This is a genomic window from Novosphingobium jiangmenense, assembly GCF_015694345.1.
Classification (GTDB): Bacteria; Pseudomonadota; Alphaproteobacteria; order Sphingomonadales; family Sphingomonadaceae; genus Novosphingobium; species Novosphingobium jiangmenense.
Window position 1 is genome coordinate 198,045 of the sequence record NZ_JADQDC010000004.1, and the last position, 14,847, is coordinate 212,891.

At 64.9% G+C, this 14,847-nt stretch carries 15 protein-coding genes; 7 read left to right on the plus strand and 8 right to left on the minus strand.

The window, feature by feature from the left end; genetic code table 11:
* Positions 1-7: 7 nt before the first annotated feature.
* The 5 genes from mnmG to I2488_RS07965 all read left to right on the plus strand — a co-directional run bounded on the left by mnmG (position 8) and on the right by I2488_RS07965 (position 5,541).
* Positions 8-1,855, plus strand: a complete 1,848-nt coding sequence (gene mnmG, locus I2488_RS07945) for a tRNA uridine-5-carboxymethylaminomethyl(34) synthesis enzyme MnmG (protein ID WP_196275263.1) — start codon at positions 8-10, stop codon at positions 1,853-1,855.
* Entirely contained in the window at positions 1,852-2,526 is a 675-nt protein-coding gene (rsmG, locus tag I2488_RS07950) for a 16S rRNA (guanine(527)-N(7))-methyltransferase RsmG (RefSeq protein WP_343071012.1), read from the plus strand. The genes mnmG and rsmG overlap by 4 nt, the downstream gene beginning before the upstream one ends.
* Positions 2,523-3,299 carry a ParA family protein gene (locus I2488_RS07955; protein ID WP_196275264.1) on the plus strand — a complete coding sequence of 259 codons (777 nt, stop codon included), beginning with the start codon at positions 2,523-2,525 and terminating at the stop codon, positions 3,297-3,299. The genes rsmG and I2488_RS07955 overlap by 4 nt, the downstream gene beginning before the upstream one ends.
* The gene (locus I2488_RS07960) at positions 3,296-4,237 is read left to right on the plus strand and encodes a ParB/RepB/Spo0J family partition protein (RefSeq protein WP_196275265.1); all 942 of its coding nucleotides are present in this window, start codon (positions 3,296-3,298) and stop codon (positions 4,235-4,237) included. Before I2488_RS07955 ends, I2488_RS07960 begins: the two co-directional genes overlap by 4 nt.
* A 149-nt stretch (positions 4,238-4,386) precedes the next feature.
* Entirely contained in the window at positions 4,387-5,541 is a 1,155-nt protein-coding gene (locus tag I2488_RS07965; RefSeq protein WP_196275266.1) for an acyl-CoA dehydrogenase family protein, read from the plus strand.
* Positions 5,542-5,758: 217 nt separating this feature from the next.
* Here I2488_RS07965 and I2488_RS19715 read toward each other — a convergent pair whose 3' ends face one another.
* Positions 5,759-6,505 (minus strand): glycine zipper 2TM domain-containing protein, encoded by a 747-nt coding sequence (locus I2488_RS19715; RefSeq protein WP_281390044.1) that lies wholly within the window; start codon positions 6,503-6,505, stop codon positions 5,759-5,761.
* A gap of 111 nt (positions 6,506-6,616) precedes the next feature.
* The gene (locus I2488_RS07975) at positions 6,617-7,099 is read right to left on the minus strand and encodes a GAF domain-containing protein (RefSeq protein WP_196275267.1); all 483 of its coding nucleotides are present in this window, start codon (positions 7,097-7,099) and stop codon (positions 6,617-6,619) included.
* A gap of 97 nt (positions 7,100-7,196) precedes the next feature.
* On the opposite strand from I2488_RS07975, the gene I2488_RS07980 reads away from it, so the two are divergent.
* The gene (locus I2488_RS07980; RefSeq protein ID WP_196275268.1) at positions 7,197-8,657 is read left to right on the plus strand and encodes a PQQ-dependent sugar dehydrogenase; all 1,461 of its coding nucleotides are present in this window, start codon (positions 7,197-7,199) and stop codon (positions 8,655-8,657) included.
* 99 nt (positions 8,658-8,756) lie between these two features.
* Here the strand turns inward: I2488_RS07980 and I2488_RS07985 are convergent, their stop codons facing one another.
* Together I2488_RS07985 and I2488_RS07990 are read right to left on the minus strand one after the other, a co-directional pair.
* Entirely contained in the window at positions 8,757-9,572 is an 816-nt protein-coding gene (locus I2488_RS07985; RefSeq protein ID WP_196275269.1) for a DUF815 domain-containing protein, read from the minus strand.
* Positions 9,573-9,582: 10 nt separating this feature from the next.
* Positions 9,583-11,301, minus strand: coding sequence for an acyl-CoA dehydrogenase family protein (locus I2488_RS07990; protein WP_196275270.1), 1,719 nt, complete (start codon positions 11,299-11,301; stop codon positions 9,583-9,585).
* 81 nt (positions 11,302-11,382) lie between these two features.
* Here I2488_RS07990 and I2488_RS07995 point away from each other — a divergent pair, with 81 nt between their 5' ends.
* Positions 11,383-12,330 (plus strand): L-threonylcarbamoyladenylate synthase, encoded by a 948-nt coding sequence (locus I2488_RS07995; RefSeq protein ID WP_196275271.1) that lies wholly within the window; start codon positions 11,383-11,385, stop codon positions 12,328-12,330.
* Positions 12,331-12,336: 6 nt separating this feature from the next.
* On the opposite strand, the gene I2488_RS08000 is transcribed toward I2488_RS07995, so the two are convergent.
* The 4 genes from I2488_RS08000 to I2488_RS08015 all read right to left on the minus strand — a co-directional run bounded on the left by I2488_RS08000 (position 12,337) and on the right by I2488_RS08015 (position 14,842).
* The gene (locus I2488_RS08000) at positions 12,337-13,125 is read right to left on the minus strand and encodes a head GIN domain-containing protein (protein WP_246465555.1); all 789 of its coding nucleotides are present in this window, start codon (positions 13,123-13,125) and stop codon (positions 12,337-12,339) included.
* Positions 13,126-13,285: 160 nt separating this feature from the next.
* Positions 13,286-13,810 (minus strand): CarD family transcriptional regulator, encoded by a 525-nt coding sequence (locus tag I2488_RS08005; protein WP_011443787.1) that lies wholly within the window; start codon positions 13,808-13,810, stop codon positions 13,286-13,288.
* Between the two features lie 348 nt (positions 13,811-14,158).
* Positions 14,159-14,497: a ferredoxin FdxA gene (fdxA, locus tag I2488_RS08010; protein ID WP_011443786.1), complete on the minus strand. Its 339-nt coding sequence runs from the start codon at positions 14,495-14,497 to the stop codon at positions 14,159-14,161.
* 60 nt (positions 14,498-14,557) lie between these two features.
* Positions 14,558-14,842 (minus strand): RNA-binding S4 domain-containing protein, encoded by a 285-nt coding sequence (locus I2488_RS08015; RefSeq protein ID WP_196275272.1) that lies wholly within the window; start codon positions 14,840-14,842, stop codon positions 14,558-14,560.
* Between the last annotated feature and the right edge of the window lie 5 nt (positions 14,843-14,847).

Genomic DNA, 14,847 nt, shown 5'->3' on the forward strand with positions numbered 1-14,847 from the left:
GCTGGCTATGCAGCAATTCGACATCATCGTGGTCGGCGGCGGACATGCCGGCGTCGAGGCGGCCGCCGTCGCGGCGCGGATGGGCGCGCGGACAGCACTGGTCTCGTTCGATCCGGCGACGGTCGGCGCGATGAGCTGCAATCCTGCCATCGGTGGATTGGGCAAAGGGCACCTCGTGCGCGAGGTCGATGCCTTTGACGGACTGATTGCGCGGGCAGCTGATGCGGGGGCGATTCACTACCGGATGCTCAACCGCTCGAAGGGCAGTGCCGTGCAGGGGCCGCGCGTTCAGGCGGATCGCAAACGCTTCAAGGCAGCAATCCAGGCAATGATCGCCGCACAGCCGAACCTTACGGTGGTGGGCGGAGAGGCTGCTGCGCTTCACCTGGAACAAGGCCGCGTCGCCGGGATCGACCTTGCCGACGGAACGCGGATTGAGGGCAGGGCCGTCGTCCTGTGCACGGGCACCTTCCTCGGCGGGCGTCTGTTCCGGGGCGAGGAGCGCATGGACGGAGGGCGGATCGGCGAGGATTCGGCGCACCGCCTGGCGCAGCAATTGCGCGCGGCAGACTTGCCGATGGCGCGGCTCAAGACGGGGACGCCGCCACGGATCGATGGCCGCACCATCGACTGGGCGCGCCTGCCCGAACAGCCGAGCGATGCCGATCCCTGGACGATGTCGCCCCTGACCAGGGCGCGTCCGCTGCCGCAAGTGTTCTGCGCCATCGCACGGACCAACGAGCGGACACATGAGATCATCCGCGGCGGGCTTGACCGCTCGCCACTGTTCACCGGCGCGATTGGCGCACAGGGTCCGCGCTATTGCCCTTCGATCGAGGACAAGATCCATCGCTTCGGCGACCGCGACGGGCATCAGGTATTCCTTGAGCCGGAAGGGCTGGACGACTTTACCGTCTACCCCAACGGCGTCTCGACTTCGCTCCCGACCGACGTGCAGGTGGCGATGATCCGGTCGATGCAAGGGCTGGAGCAGGCCGAGATCCTCGTGCCGGGATATGCAGTCGAATATGATCACATCGATCCGCGCGCGCTGCGGCGGAGTCTGGAGGTCAAGGCGATTCCGGGGCTGTATTGCGCCGGGCAGATCAACGGCACGACCGGATACGAGGAAGCGGCGGCTCAGGGTCTGGTTGCAGGAATGCACGCGGCGGCGGCAGTCCTGGGGCGAGAAGCGCCGGAGCTGGATCGCGCCAATAGCTACATGGCGGTGATGATCGACGACCTGACCTTGCATGGGGTAAGCGAACCTTACCGGATGCTGACCGCGCGGGCCGAGTATCGCCTGCGGCTGCGCGCGAACAATGCCAGCTCGCGGCTGACGCCGATCGGGCTTGCAGTGGGTTGCATCGGCGAAGAGCGGGCGCGCTGGTTCAAAGAGCGACAGGCGCAGCGTAGGCGGCTTGAGGCTGCCCTTGGGCAAGAGGCGACGGCAACCGAGATCAACCGCGCCGGGATGGCGGTTGGCGCGGATGGTGCTCGGCGCTCGCTCACCGAGTGGTTGCGCTTCCCCGAAGTGACGCTGGAGACATTGCGTCCGTGGATCGGAGAGGAGACCTTCGATCCGCTGCTTGCCGAAGAGGTTGAGGAAGACGCTGCTTACGCGCCCTATCTCGCGCGGCAGGATGCCGAATTGCGGGATCTGCGCGCTTCGGACCACGTGCCTTTGGGCGACGGTTTTCCCTTTGCCGAGGTGCCCGGCCTGTCGAACGAGATGGTCGAGCGTCTTGAGAAAGCGCAGCCCGACACCCTCGCGGCGGCAGGTCGCATTGCCGGGATCACACCTGCGGCCTTGGCCAGCCTGCTGGTCCACGCGCGGCGGAGGATGGCGGCGTGATCATTGCGACTGAAGCGGAAGCGCAGGTCTGGCTTCGGGAAGTGCTGGGCGTCAACGACGCTGGCATGGAGCGCTTGAGGAAACTGGTCTTACTGTTGCTCGAAGAGAACGAGCGGCAGAACCTCGTTGCGCGCGGGACCCTGCCGCATGTGTGGGTGAGGCATGTACTCGACTCGGCGCAGCTGCTGCATGTTTCACGTGAAACACTCCCTGACGGCGAATGGCTCGATCTCGGGACTGGCGCCGGATTTCCGGGACTGGCGGTCGCTGCACTGCAGCCGGACCGCCCGGTCACGCTGGTGGATTCCCGGCGCCTGCGCACCGAATGGCTTCAACGCGCTGCTGGCGCCCTCGGATTGAACAATGTCCGCGTCGTCCTGTCACGGGTAGAGGATCTGCCTTCGGGTCCGCACGCGGTAATTTCCGCACGCGCGTTTGCGCCACTGGACAAATTGGTTACGCTTTCTGCACGCTTTTCCACACCGGACACGGTCTGGCTGTTGCCGAAAGGGGCAGGGGCGGCGCAAGAATTGCAGATGCTCCCCGAATCATGGAATCACGTGTTTCACGTGGAACAATCCCTGACGGATGCGAACGCTGGTGTGATCTGTGGCCGATTGCTCGGCGGCAATCCCCCGCGAACCTCGAAGGCCAAGGGCAAACGCGCATGATCACGATCGCGGTCGCAAACCAGAAGGGCGGGGTAGGCAAGACCACCACGGCGATCAACATCGCCACTGCGCTCGCGGCGACGGGGTGGAAAACGCTGCTCGTCGATCTCGATCCGCAGGGCAACTGCTCGACCGGTATCGGCATTTCGGCGGGAGAGCGCGAGCGCTCGTCTTACGATCTGCTGATCGATCAGGCGTCAGTCGCGGAATGCCTGATGGAAACGCGGATCCCGGGGCTCGATATCGTGCCCGCGACGGTCGACCTTTCGGGCGCCGAAGTGGAGCTGGTCAGCGTCGAGGACCGCACCCATCGCCTGCGCAAGGTGCTGAACGGCGATACCGGGCATGACATCTGCCTGATCGATTGCCCGCCGTCGCTCGGCCTGCTGACGCTCAACGCGCTGACGGCGGCCGACACCATTCTGGTTCCGCTGCAGTGCGAGTTCTTCGCGCTCGAAGGGTTGAGCCAGTTGCTGCAGACGGTCGAGCGGGTGCAAGAGCGGTTCAATCCGGACCTCGGCATTCTCGGCATCGTGCTGACGATGTACGATCGGCGCAATCGCCTGACCGACCAGGTGGCCGATGACGTGCGCTCGTGCCTGCGCGATCTGGTGTTCGAGAGCGTGATCCCGCGCAACGTGCGCCTGTCCGAAGCGCCGAGCCATGGCTTGCCGGCACTGATCTATGACCATGCCTGCCCCGGATCGCAGGCCTACATGAAACTGGCGCGCGAGCTGATCGGTCGCCTGCCCGAGAGGAGACAAGCGGCATGAGCGGCGAGGACGCAGTGAAGGCACCCGCGCGCAGGACCGGACTCGGCCGTGGCCTGGGCGCGCTGATGGGCGAAGTCCGCCGCGAGGAACCGATTGCGCGCATCTCGGTCACACCCGCCGATGTGGCCGAGAGCCGCGATGGCGGACTGGCGCTGCTGACGGTCGCTTCGATTGAACCGCATCCGGAACAGCCGCGCCGTCACTTCGATGAAGACGCACTCGAGGAACTGGCACAGTCGATCGCGGCGCGTGGCGTCATCCAGCCGGTGGTGGTGCGACCGCTGCCGGGCGGGCGCTACCAGCTGGTTGCCGGTGAGCGGCGCTGGCGCGCGGCGCAGAAGGCGCGCGTGCACGAAATCCCGGCGATCGTGCGCAAGCTCGACGATCGCGATGTTGCGGCGCTGGCGCTGATCGAGAACCTGCAGCGAGAAGACCTCAACCCGGTGGAAGAAGCGCGTGCTTATCAGCGCCTGGCCGACAGCGAGGGGTTGACGCAGAACGACATCGCCAAGTTCGTCGACAAGTCGCGCAGCCATGTGGCGAACATGATGCGCTTGTTGGGGCTGCCTGACGAAGTGCTCGACATGGTGGTGCGCAGCGAACTGTCGATGGGTCACGCCCGCGCACTGATCAACGCGCCCGATCCTATCGGGCTGGCACGCGAAGTCGTCGCCAAGGACCTGTCGGTCCGCGATGTCGAGAAGCTCGCGCGCAAGGCTTCGCGGCCCGAGGGCCAGCGTCGGCAGGCGCGTGCGGGCAAGGACCCCGTGGGTGCGGCGGATCTCGCCGCGATCCAGCAGCACCTCGAGGACTTTCTCGGACTCAAGGTTACGATCCAGCCGGACTCCGATCCGACGACCGGGGCGGTGACGATTCGCTACAAGAACCTCGACCAACTGGACCTGATCTGCCAGCGACTGACCGGAGGCGAGTTCTAAATAGCTGTCAGTATTGCACTTTTCTGGCGTCACGACGTCAGAATGGCCTGCACCATCGGACATTAATTGGTCGATTAATTCTCGTTGACCGGGACGGGCCAGTGCGCATAGGCTGCGCACAACCAAACCAGAAACCGGAGAGATTGGCCATGTCGCTCGACCTGATCCCGCGCACAGCCTACAACGAAGACCACGAAGCCTTCCGCCAGACCGTCCGCCGCTTCCTGCAGGACGAAGTGGCTCCGCATTCCAACGAATGGGCCGAAGCGGGCATCGTGCCCAAGAGCATCTGGCCCAAGGCGGGCGAGCTGGGGATGCTTTGCCCGACCGTGCCCGAGGAGTACGGCGGCCTTGGCCTCGACTTCGGCTACAACGCCATCGTCGATGAAGAGAGCGCCTATTACGGTCGCGTCGCTACCGGCTTCTCGCTGCAGTCGGACATCGTGGTCAACTACATCGTCTCCTACGGCTCGGAAGAACAGAAGAAGAAGTGGCTGCCCAAGATGGTCTCGGGCGAAGTGATCACCGCCATCGCCATGACCGAACCCGGCACCGGCTCGGACCTTCAGGGCATGAAGACCACGGCCAAGAAGGACGGCAACCACTACGTGATCAACGGGTCGAAGACCTATATCACCAATGGCCAGAACGCCGACCTGATCCTGGTCTGCTGCAAGACCGACACCGAAGTGCAGCCGGCGTGGAAGGGCGTTTCGATCGTGCTGGTCGAGGCCGATCGCGAAGGCTTCAAGCGCGGCCGCAACCTCGACAAGATCGGGCAGGACGAGGCCGATACCTCGGAGCTGTTCTTCGAGGACGTGCGCGTGCCGATCACCAACTGCCTGGGTGAAGAGGGCAAGGGCTTCATCTACCTGATGAGCGAACTGCCGCAGGAGCGTCTTTCCATTGCCGTCAGTGCACAGGCTTCGGCACAGAAGGCCTTCGACGATACCGTGGAATTCACGCGTGAGCGCAAGGCATTCGGCAAGCCGATCCTCGATTTCCAGAACACCCGCTTCACCCTGGCCGATCTCAAGACCAAGCTGCAGGTGGGCTGGGCGCATCTCGACTGGGCGCTGGCTCGGCACCTGAAGAAGGAACTGACTGCGGAGGAAGGTGCTGCGGCCAAGCTGTGGCACACCGAACTGCAGTGGGAAGTGATGGACAAGTGCCTCCAGCTCCACGGCGGTGCGGGCTACATGAACGAGTACGCGATTGCCCGGGCATGGCGCGGTGCGCGCGTTACGCGCATCTTCGGCGGCACCAACGAGATCATGAAGGAACTGATCGGGCGCAAGCTCTGATTGTCGTTTTGTCTGGATTCCCGCCTGCGCGGGAATGACGAAAGTGAACAAGGAAAGGGCCCGCTCTCCGGATTGGAGGGCGGGCCCTTTCGATTCAGACTTCGTCATCGCGAGCAAAGCGAAGCAATCGAGAGCGGCTTGTTGCGATGCTCTGGATTGCTTCTCCCGCTTCGCGGGCTCGCAATGACGAGGGTGTTGTGACGAAAAGTTGGTGGTCTCAACCCGTGTAGACGCGCTTTTCCTTGACCCGCTTTTCCTTGATTACTCTCGGACGTGGTGGGATCACGCGGCTGCGCCGGGTCTCCACCCATCGCTCGGTGACAACGGTTGTTTCAACGCAGGGCTTTTGCTGCGGAAGCATGACCGGGACCATCACGTAGCCGTAGGGCGCATAGCCGGGGTAGTAACCGGGATAGGCAACGCCGGGATAGCCTTGCGGCGGGAGCGAGGCGAAGTAATCGTCACATTCGCGGCGCAGGCCTTTGTCCTCGGCCTTGTCGATCACGTTGCCCGCAACCGCTCCGGCGACGGCTCCGACGGCGGTGCCGAGGACCCGGTCACCCTTTCCGGCAATGCGATTGCCCGCAACGCCGCCCAGCACGCCACCAAGCAGCGCACCGCCGACGCCCTTGTCACCATAGACCTTCGCGCAGCGCTCGTTCATTTCGGCCCAGCGCGGATCGGGTTCGGGTTGATAATTCTGGGGGCGGTAGTTGTTGGGGCGATAGCCCTCTGGCGGTGGCGGCGGGGCGTCGGGCAGCGGCTGCGCCATGACCACGGTCGGGTAGGGCGCGCCGATCATCGGCGGATAGTAGATCGGACCTGCGGCGCCACCGTAGTAGCCGCCCGAATAGCCCCCCTGCCAGCCACCGCTGACCTGACCGCCCTGATGGCGATCACCGGCCAGAGCCGGAGATGAGGCGGCACTTAGCGCGACGGTGGCGATCAGGAGATGACGAAGCATGCGGTTTGCCCCAGATAAGGTTCGTTAACCGCAAACTTACCATCAGACTCCGCACGAAACCAAGGTTCCGGCGGGCGTAGAGTTCCCGCCTGTCCCGATTCGGGGCAGGAATCAGATCCGCGTGGCGATCGCCGCCGCCAAGGCCTCGATTCCGCACGCGTCGTCCTCGTCGAAGCGGGCGGAGGAGGGGCTGTCGAGATCGATCACGGCAATCACCGCGCCATCGCGAATCACCGGCACGACCAGTTCCGAACGGCTTGCCGCGTCGCAGGCGATGTGTCCGGGGAAGGCGTGGACGTCCGGCACCAGTTGCGTGGTCGCGGTGGCCGCTGCCGTCCCGCAGACGCCCGAGCCGAGGGCAATGCGGATGCAGGCGGGCTTGCCGACAAAGGGCCCGAGCACCAGCTCGCCGCCGACCATGCGGTAGAAGCCCGCCCAGTTGAGGTCGGGGAGGTACTGCCAGATCAGCGCGGCGAGGTTGGCCATGTTGGCAATGCCGTCGGGCTCGCCATCGGTGATCGCCTTGGCGGCTTCGAGGAGGTCGGCGTGGAGTTCGGCGCGGCTCTGGCCGTCGGTGGGTGCGAATGTGAACATGCGCCGGAACTTAGCGCAACCGGACCGAAAAGTCGCGCCGCGCAACTTCACGCGGTGCGCCATTGCCCTCAAGGGCGGGCGGGCCTAGATTCGCCTCATGAAGCTGCTCAAGAAACTGCTGATCGCGCTGCTCGTGATCGTCGCCATCATCGCCGCCTGGGTCGCCTGGTCGATCCACGGGTCCTCGGCCGAGTACACGCTCAACGAGACTTCGGGGCCAAAGCCCAAGCTGGCCATGCCCGACAGCCAGACCATCCCGACGATCAAGACCGCCGATCCGATCGGGTGGAAGGATGGCGAGGCGCCGGTCGCGGCGCAGGGGCTGGTGGTCACCCGCTTTGCCGACAAGCTTGATCATCCGCGCACCGTTGTGACGCTGCCCAACGGCGATGTGCTGGTGGCCGAGACCAACTCGCCGCCGCGCAAGGTGGAAGGCATTACCGGCGTGGTGATGGGCTACCTGATGAAGGCGGTCGGCGCGGGCGATCCCTCGCCCAACAAGATCGTGCTGCTGCGCGATGGCGATGGTGACGGCAAGGCCGAGCAGCGCTTCGTGATGGAGAACCCGGCGCTGGATTCGCCGTTCGGCATGGCTTTCCGCGAAGGCCGGTTGCTGGTGGCAAACCACAACGCCGTGCTCTCGTTCCCCTATGAACTTGGCCAGACCACGCTGACCGGCAAGCCGGAAAAGCTGATGGAACTGCCCGGCGGCGGCAACCACTGGGCGCGCAACCTGCTGCTGACGCCGGACGGTTCGAAGCTCTACGTCACGGTGGGCTCGTCCTCGAACATCGCCGAGGATGGCATCGATGCGGAATATCGCCGCGCCTCGATCCACCAGTACGATTTCGCCAAGAAGAAGTCGTACGAGTACGCAGGTGGCCTGCGCAATCCCAACGGGCTGGACTTCAACCCCTACAGCGAAGAGCTGTGGACCGTGGTCAACGAGCGCGACATGCTCGGCTCGGACCTCGTGCCCGATTACCTGACCAACGTGCCCTTCGGCGCGAACTATGGCTGGCCGTGGATCTACTGGAAAAAGAATATCGACCAGCGCGTGAAGGCGCCGATGCCAGAGTACATGCTCGATTACGTGCGCAAGCCCGAATACGGCCTCGGCGCGCACGTGGCGCCGCTGGGCCTTGCCTTTGCCAAGGGCGGCAACCTGATGGGCGACAATTTCCAGCAGGGTGCGTTCATTGCGCGGCATGGGTCCTGGAACCGCCGTCCGCTCTCGGGCTATGACGTGGTCTTCGTGAAGTTCGACACGCGCGGCAATGTCCTGCCCAATCCGCCGGTGCCGGTGCTGACCGGATTTCTCGCTGACGAGAACACCGCGCACGGACGCCCGACCTGGGTGGCCTTCGCCAAGGATGGCGCGCTGCTGGTCAGCGACGATACCGGCGGCGTGATCTGGCGCGTTGTGGCGCCGGGCGCGAAGCCTGCGGCAGCGATCACACCGCTTCCGGCGCGCACGGCTCCGCCACAGCCCAAGGGCACCGGCAAGTTCATCATGAAGCCCAATGCGGATTCGGATCTGGTGAAGCCGCAGGAGTGATCTAAGAAATCGTCATTCCCGCGCAGGCGGGAATCCAGTGAGAGCGCTGTGTTTCGCTGGATTCCCGCTTTCGCGGGAATGACGAATGGGTGGGGTTAGCTAAAGCGCCCGCCCGGCCCGGCCTGCCAGTTCGTTGACATACTGCCAGGCCACACGGCCTGAGCGCCCACCGCGGCGCTTGGACCATTCCAAGGCATCACCTTCCTCGTAAGCAAGTCCGAAGTGCGCCGCATATCCCGCGATGATCGCGAGGTAATCGTCCTGCGTGCAGTTGTGGAAACCCAAGCTGAGGCCGAAGCGGTCGGCGAGGGCGAGGCGATCATCCACCACGTCGCGCGGGTTGATCGGATCGTCCTGCTCGGACAAGTGCCGCTCGACAATCGCGCGGCGGTTTGACGTCACGGCAAGGCGGACATTGGCGGGCCGCGCCTCGACGCCACCTTCCAGCCACGACCGCAGCTTGCGCGCGCCGTCGCTGTCGGACGCATCGAAGCCGAGATCGTCGAGGAAGACGAGGAAGCGGCGGTCGATCTTGCGCAGGATCGCGAAGAGATCCGCCAGGCCTGCATCCGGGCTGGCCTGCACCAGCGCAATCGAGCCGGGCAGGGAGGTCTGCGCTGCGAGAGTTGCGGCACGTAGCAAGGCAGACTTGCCCATGCCGCGCGCGCCCCACAGCAGCATGTCGTGCGCTGCAGCGCCGCGCGAAAGCCGCGCGACGTTCTCCACAACAGCCGCCTTCTGCTTGTCGATGCCCTGCATCAGATCGAGCGCCGGGGCCTCGAGCGGATCGATCCCGCGCGCGGCCTTGCCGTCCCAGACGTATGCGGGGAAGGCAAGCCAGTCGGCGCTGGCGTCGCGCGGCGGAGCAAGGCGCTCCAGCGCTTCGGCGATGCGGGTCAGCAGGGCGTCAGTCATCGACTGGCGGTTATCCCGCGAGCGCCTCGCTGTCGAGATCGTAGAGCAGCGCCGCACCGGCCATCGCCGAGGAACCAAGCCCGCGCGCCTCGGGCACGATCACGCGGTTGAAGAACTTGGTCACCGCGATCTTGCTGTGCAGGTCCGACGCGCGTGACTGGCGACCAAGCTGCCAACCGGCAACGGCCACCGCGCACATCGTAGTGAAGGGCACCGAGCCTGCCAGCTTGTCGTCGAGCGAGGCGGTGGTGCTCATCCACTGGCCGATGGCGGCGGCATCCTTGGCGAGCGCGGCGACTTCGGGGACATCCTCCATTTCCGCAGCGATCTCGGCCATCAGCGACTGGAGAACGCCCCCGTTATCGTAGCCGAGCTTGCGGGTGACGAGGTCGGCAGCCTGAATGCCGTTGGTGCCTTCATAGATCGGGGCGATGCGCGAATCGCGCAGGTGCTGTGCCGCGCCGGTCTCCTCGATGAAGCCCATGCCGCCATGGATCTGGATGCCGAGGCTGGCGACTTCGCAACCGATGTCAGTGCCCCAGGCCTTGAGCATCGGCACGAGCAGTTCCGCCCGCTTCTGCGCCGCTTCGTTGCCGAGCGCGCCACGGTCGACCTGTCCTGCGGTATAGTAGAGCAGGGCGCGGCTGCCTTCGGTGAGCGCGCGCATCCGCATCAGCATGCGGCGCACGTCGGGGTGCTCGATGATGGCGACCGGCGACTTGTCGGGCGAACCGGCCCGAGCGGCCTGCACGCGATCGCGGGCATAAGCACGGGCCTGCTGGAACGCGCGCTCGGCGATCTGCACGCCCTGGCTGCCGACATTGATGCGGGCCGAATTCATCATCGTGAACATGGCGCGCAGGCCACCGTTCTCGTGACCGACCATCTCGCCGATACACTCGTCATTATCGCCATAGCTCATCACGCATGTCGGCGAAGCGTGGATGCCAAGCTTGTGTTCGATCGAAACACAACGGACGTCATTGCGCGCGCCGAGCGAACCGTCCTGTTCCACGTGAAACTTCGGGACAATGAACAGCGAGATGCCACGCGATCCTTCCGGCGCGCCGGGCGTACGAGCAAGGACGAGGTGGATGACGTTCTCGGCCGCGTCATGCTCGCCAAAGGTGATGAAGATCTTGGTCCCGGCGATGCGGTACTTTCCGGCGTGCGGGCCTTCGGTGATCGGCGTCGCGGTGGAGCGCAGCGCGCCGACGTCCGAGCCGGCCTGCGGCTCGGTCAGGTTCATGGTGCCCGACCATTCGCCGGAGATCAGCTTGGGCAGGTACATCGCCTTCTGCGCCGCGCTGCCATGATGCTCCAGCGCCTCGATTGCGCCGACGGTAAGCATCGGCAGCAGCGTGAAGCCCATGTTCGCCGCACCCAGCGTTTCCAGCGTGGCGGTGGCGAGGGTGAACGGCAGACCCTGGCCGCCGAACTCTGCCGAACCGGCGATGGAGTTCCAGCCCTGCTCGACGAAGGCCTTGTAAGCGTCAACGTAGCCTGGGGGCAGGGTGACTTCGCCGTCCTTCCACTTCGCGCCGATCTTGTCGCCGTCGCGGTGGAGCGGCGCCCATTCGCCCGACGCAAAGGCGCCGATGCCTTCGACAATCGCCTCGACCAGATCGGGCGTGGCGGCGGCAAAGCGTTCGCTCTGCGCCAGCTCGTCGATTCCAGCGCTCACGCGGATGGCGAGAAGCTGGTCGGCGGTGGGCGGGGTGAAAGTCATTGTCCTCTCCTGTCTCGCGCAACTTCAGGCACAAGGTCTGTGCGCTTGGCGCGGGCCTCGGCTCTCCCTATAGCGAGCCTGATGGAGCCGACAAAGCCTTCCAAAGTGCACCTGCCCGATGATCGGGGACTGGATGAGGCCGCCCGTGTCATCGCGCATGGCGGTACGGTCGCAGTGCCGACGGAGACTGTCTACGGGTTGGCCGCACGCGCCGACGACGATGCAGCTGTGGCGGGCATCTATCGCGCCAAGGGTCGCCCCGATTTCAACCCGCTGATCGTCCACGTGCCTGACGTTACGGCAGCCGAGACATTGGCCGTGTTCGACGACCGGGCGAGGGCCTTGGCGGAGGCATTCTGGCCCGGCGCACTGACCATGGTCCTGCCCTTGCGCGAAGGTGCGGGACTTGCTCCGGCGGTGAGCGCTGGCCTTCCCACCGTAGCCCTGCGGTGCCCCGCACATCCGGTGATGCAGGCCCTGTTGAAAACCTGTGGATTGCCGCTCGCCGCGCCATCGGCGAATCGCTCGGGCGGGGTCAGTCCGACCAGCGCTGCCCATGTCGCAGACTCGCTGGGTGACCGGGTCGACCTGATCCTCGATGGCGGCGAAACGCAGCAAGGGATCGAATCCACCATCGTCGGCCTGCGCGCCGATGGTTCGTGGACGGTGCTGCGGCCCGGCCCGATCACCGAGGCCGAGATTACGGGCGTTCTGGGCAGCGAAAGTGCCGCCATGACGTCAGCAAAAATCGAGGCACCCGGGCAGTTGGCCAGCCACTATGCGCCGGGAAAGCCGATGCGGCTGAATGCGACCGAGGGGCGGGAAGGGGAATTCCTGATTGGCTTCGGCGAGATTGCCGGAGACGTCACGCTGTCATCTTCAGGCGACCTGGCCGAAGCGGCAGCACGCCTCTACGCCTGCCTGCATGATGGAGCGGCGGCGCCACAGGGCTCGATTGCCGTGGCGCCCATTCCGGACCACGGCATCGGCGTGGCGATCAACGACCGCCTCCGCCGCGCCGCGGCCTGATCGACCTTACTGTTCCTCGGCAGCGTCGCTCGCATCAGCGGAATCGCTGTTCGGCGTCACGCCATTCTCGCAGACCAGCTTACCCGAACCCATCGCGCTGACCTTGCAAGTGGCGCGGCCGAACACGCGCACTTCGCCCGAGCCCATGATGTTGGCGTTGACGTGGCCGTTGGAGGCGAAGCGGGCATTGCCCGAACCGGCGACGTCGACCTTGACCTCGTCGACGGTCAGTCCGTCCATTTCCGCATCGCCGCTACCGGCGACGGTCATCTTCAGTTCCTTCGCCTTGCCCGCCGCGCGCAGCTTGCCCGAGCCGACGACATCGATGCCGAGCTTCTGCGCGTCGATCGCGCGGGCTTCGACGACGCCCGATCCTGCCACGGTGATCTTGGCATCGTTGCCGCCGAGCTGGTCGGTGGTGAGGTTGCCTGAACCCGCCAGCACCACTTCGCTGAGCGCCGGAAGGGTCACGTTTACCGTCGCCGCGCGGGTGGATTGCCCAAGCTTCCAGTCGTCCCGAGTGATGCCGAGCTGGCCTTCGGACAGGGCAAAGCGCAGCTTGTCGGCGCCTTCGCCCTCGACCGTGATCGCCAGCTTGTCGCCCCGCGTGACGCGGACGTTGTCAGGCCCGAGCAGAGCAATGCCAGTGGGCGCAGCGCCGCTCATGTCGAGTTCGGCCAAGGGCACGCCCTTCTTGCCGTCGAACGAGATATTGGCGCCGTCGCACCCGCCGAGCGCGGTGGCGAGACCCATGACAGCAACGCCTGCCAAGGCACGAACGATATTCTGAAACATGACAAGGTCACTCCTGACTGTATTGCCGATATAACACGGTGATACGATGGTGGCCAAGTCGTTCGTGGAAACGGCGCGGCTGTTCGTCGGGAAGTCCGGCAACGAAAAAGGCCCCCGGTTTCCCGGAGGCCTCTTTTCAAACGCCAGTGCGCGAAACGGATCAGGCCGTTTCGTAGTACTTCGGCGCGTGTTCGTTGAGGATCGCGAGGATCTTCTTGAGCGCGGCAGGCTCATCGGTCTTTTCCATCGCCGCGAGTTCGCGGGCGAGGCGCGAGGAGGCCGCTTCGAAGATCTGGCGTTCCGAATAGGACTGTTCCGGCTGATCGTCGGCGCGGAACAGGTCGCGCGTCACTTCGGCGATCGACACGAGGTCACCCGAATTGATCTTCGCTTCGTATTCCTGGGCGCGGCGCGACCACATGGTGCGCTTGACCTTGGGCTTGCCCTTGAGCGTATCGAGCGCTTCGCGCAGCGTCTTGTCCGAAGACAGCTTGCGCATGCCGATCGCTTCGACCTTGTTGACGGGAACGCGAAGGGTCATGCGTTCCTTCTCGAAGCGCAGCACGTAGAGCTGCAGCTTCATGCCGGCAATTTCTTCGTCCTGAAGTTCGACCACCCGGCCGACACCATGCTTCGGATAAACGACGTAGTCCCCAACATCGAAGGCGAGAGCCTTACCTGCCATTGGTAATCCTTTCGACGCGGGCAGGACCGGCAAACGGAGGGGTGCGAAGCCTTGGGGGAAACAGGCATGAGCCCGCCGGATCGACGGTCATGCGAGGCTTGCGATCCGGTTGCTGTTCTCGTCCTGCCGTTTTCGTGGTGAAAAGACGCCGGACAGGCATGAGCCCACCGGCGCTTGGCGGCCCATATAACATCTCGGCAACAAAATTACCACCCCTGAACGCACTGCAGCGCAGCGGAAATCGTTTGCTGCCTCCATTGCGGAGACAACAAACGCCTTACGCTGCGCAGGCAGGGGGCAGGCAAGCGAGGCTGGCGACCTTGCGCCCGCCCTCGCAAACTGCTGGAATCAGTCGCCTTCGCCGGGTTCGGCCGAGAAGTACTTGTCGAACTTGCCTTCTTCGCCCTTGTGCTCGTCGGCGTCGGCCGGAGCGTCCTTCTTGGCGGTGATGTTCGGCCATTCCGCCGAATACTTGGCATTGAGTTCGAGCCACTGCTCGAGCCCGGATTCGGTGTCGGGCAGAATCGCCTCGGCCGGGCATTCCGGTTCGCACACGCCGCAGTCGATGCACTCGCTGGGGTTGATCACCAGCATGTTCTCGCCTTCGTAGAAGCAGTCCACGGGGCAGACTTCGACGCAGTCCATGAACTTGCAGCGGATACAGGCGTCGGTGACGACGTAGGTCATGGCGATTTGATCCCTCAGGTCTTCGTTTGAGGCCGTGCTAGAGGCCTTTGGGCGGTGGCGTCAAGCGGGCGCATGATCGGGCGGCGATTGGTCAGGAATTTCGAGCAGGCGATAGCAGGACTGCGCCTCGGCAGCGGGACCTCGCCGGGCAGGGATCATCAGAACCTCGATCACCGTCACCCGGCTGCGCATCGGCAGGACCAGCACGTCACCAAGCCGCACGTCGGCGCTGCATCGCTCGATCCGGCGGCCATTGAGGCGGATGTGGCCGGCACTGACCCAGTCCTGGGCAAGGCCGCGACTGCCGGCAAAGCGGGTGAACCAGAGGAACTTGTCGATCCGCAAGCAGG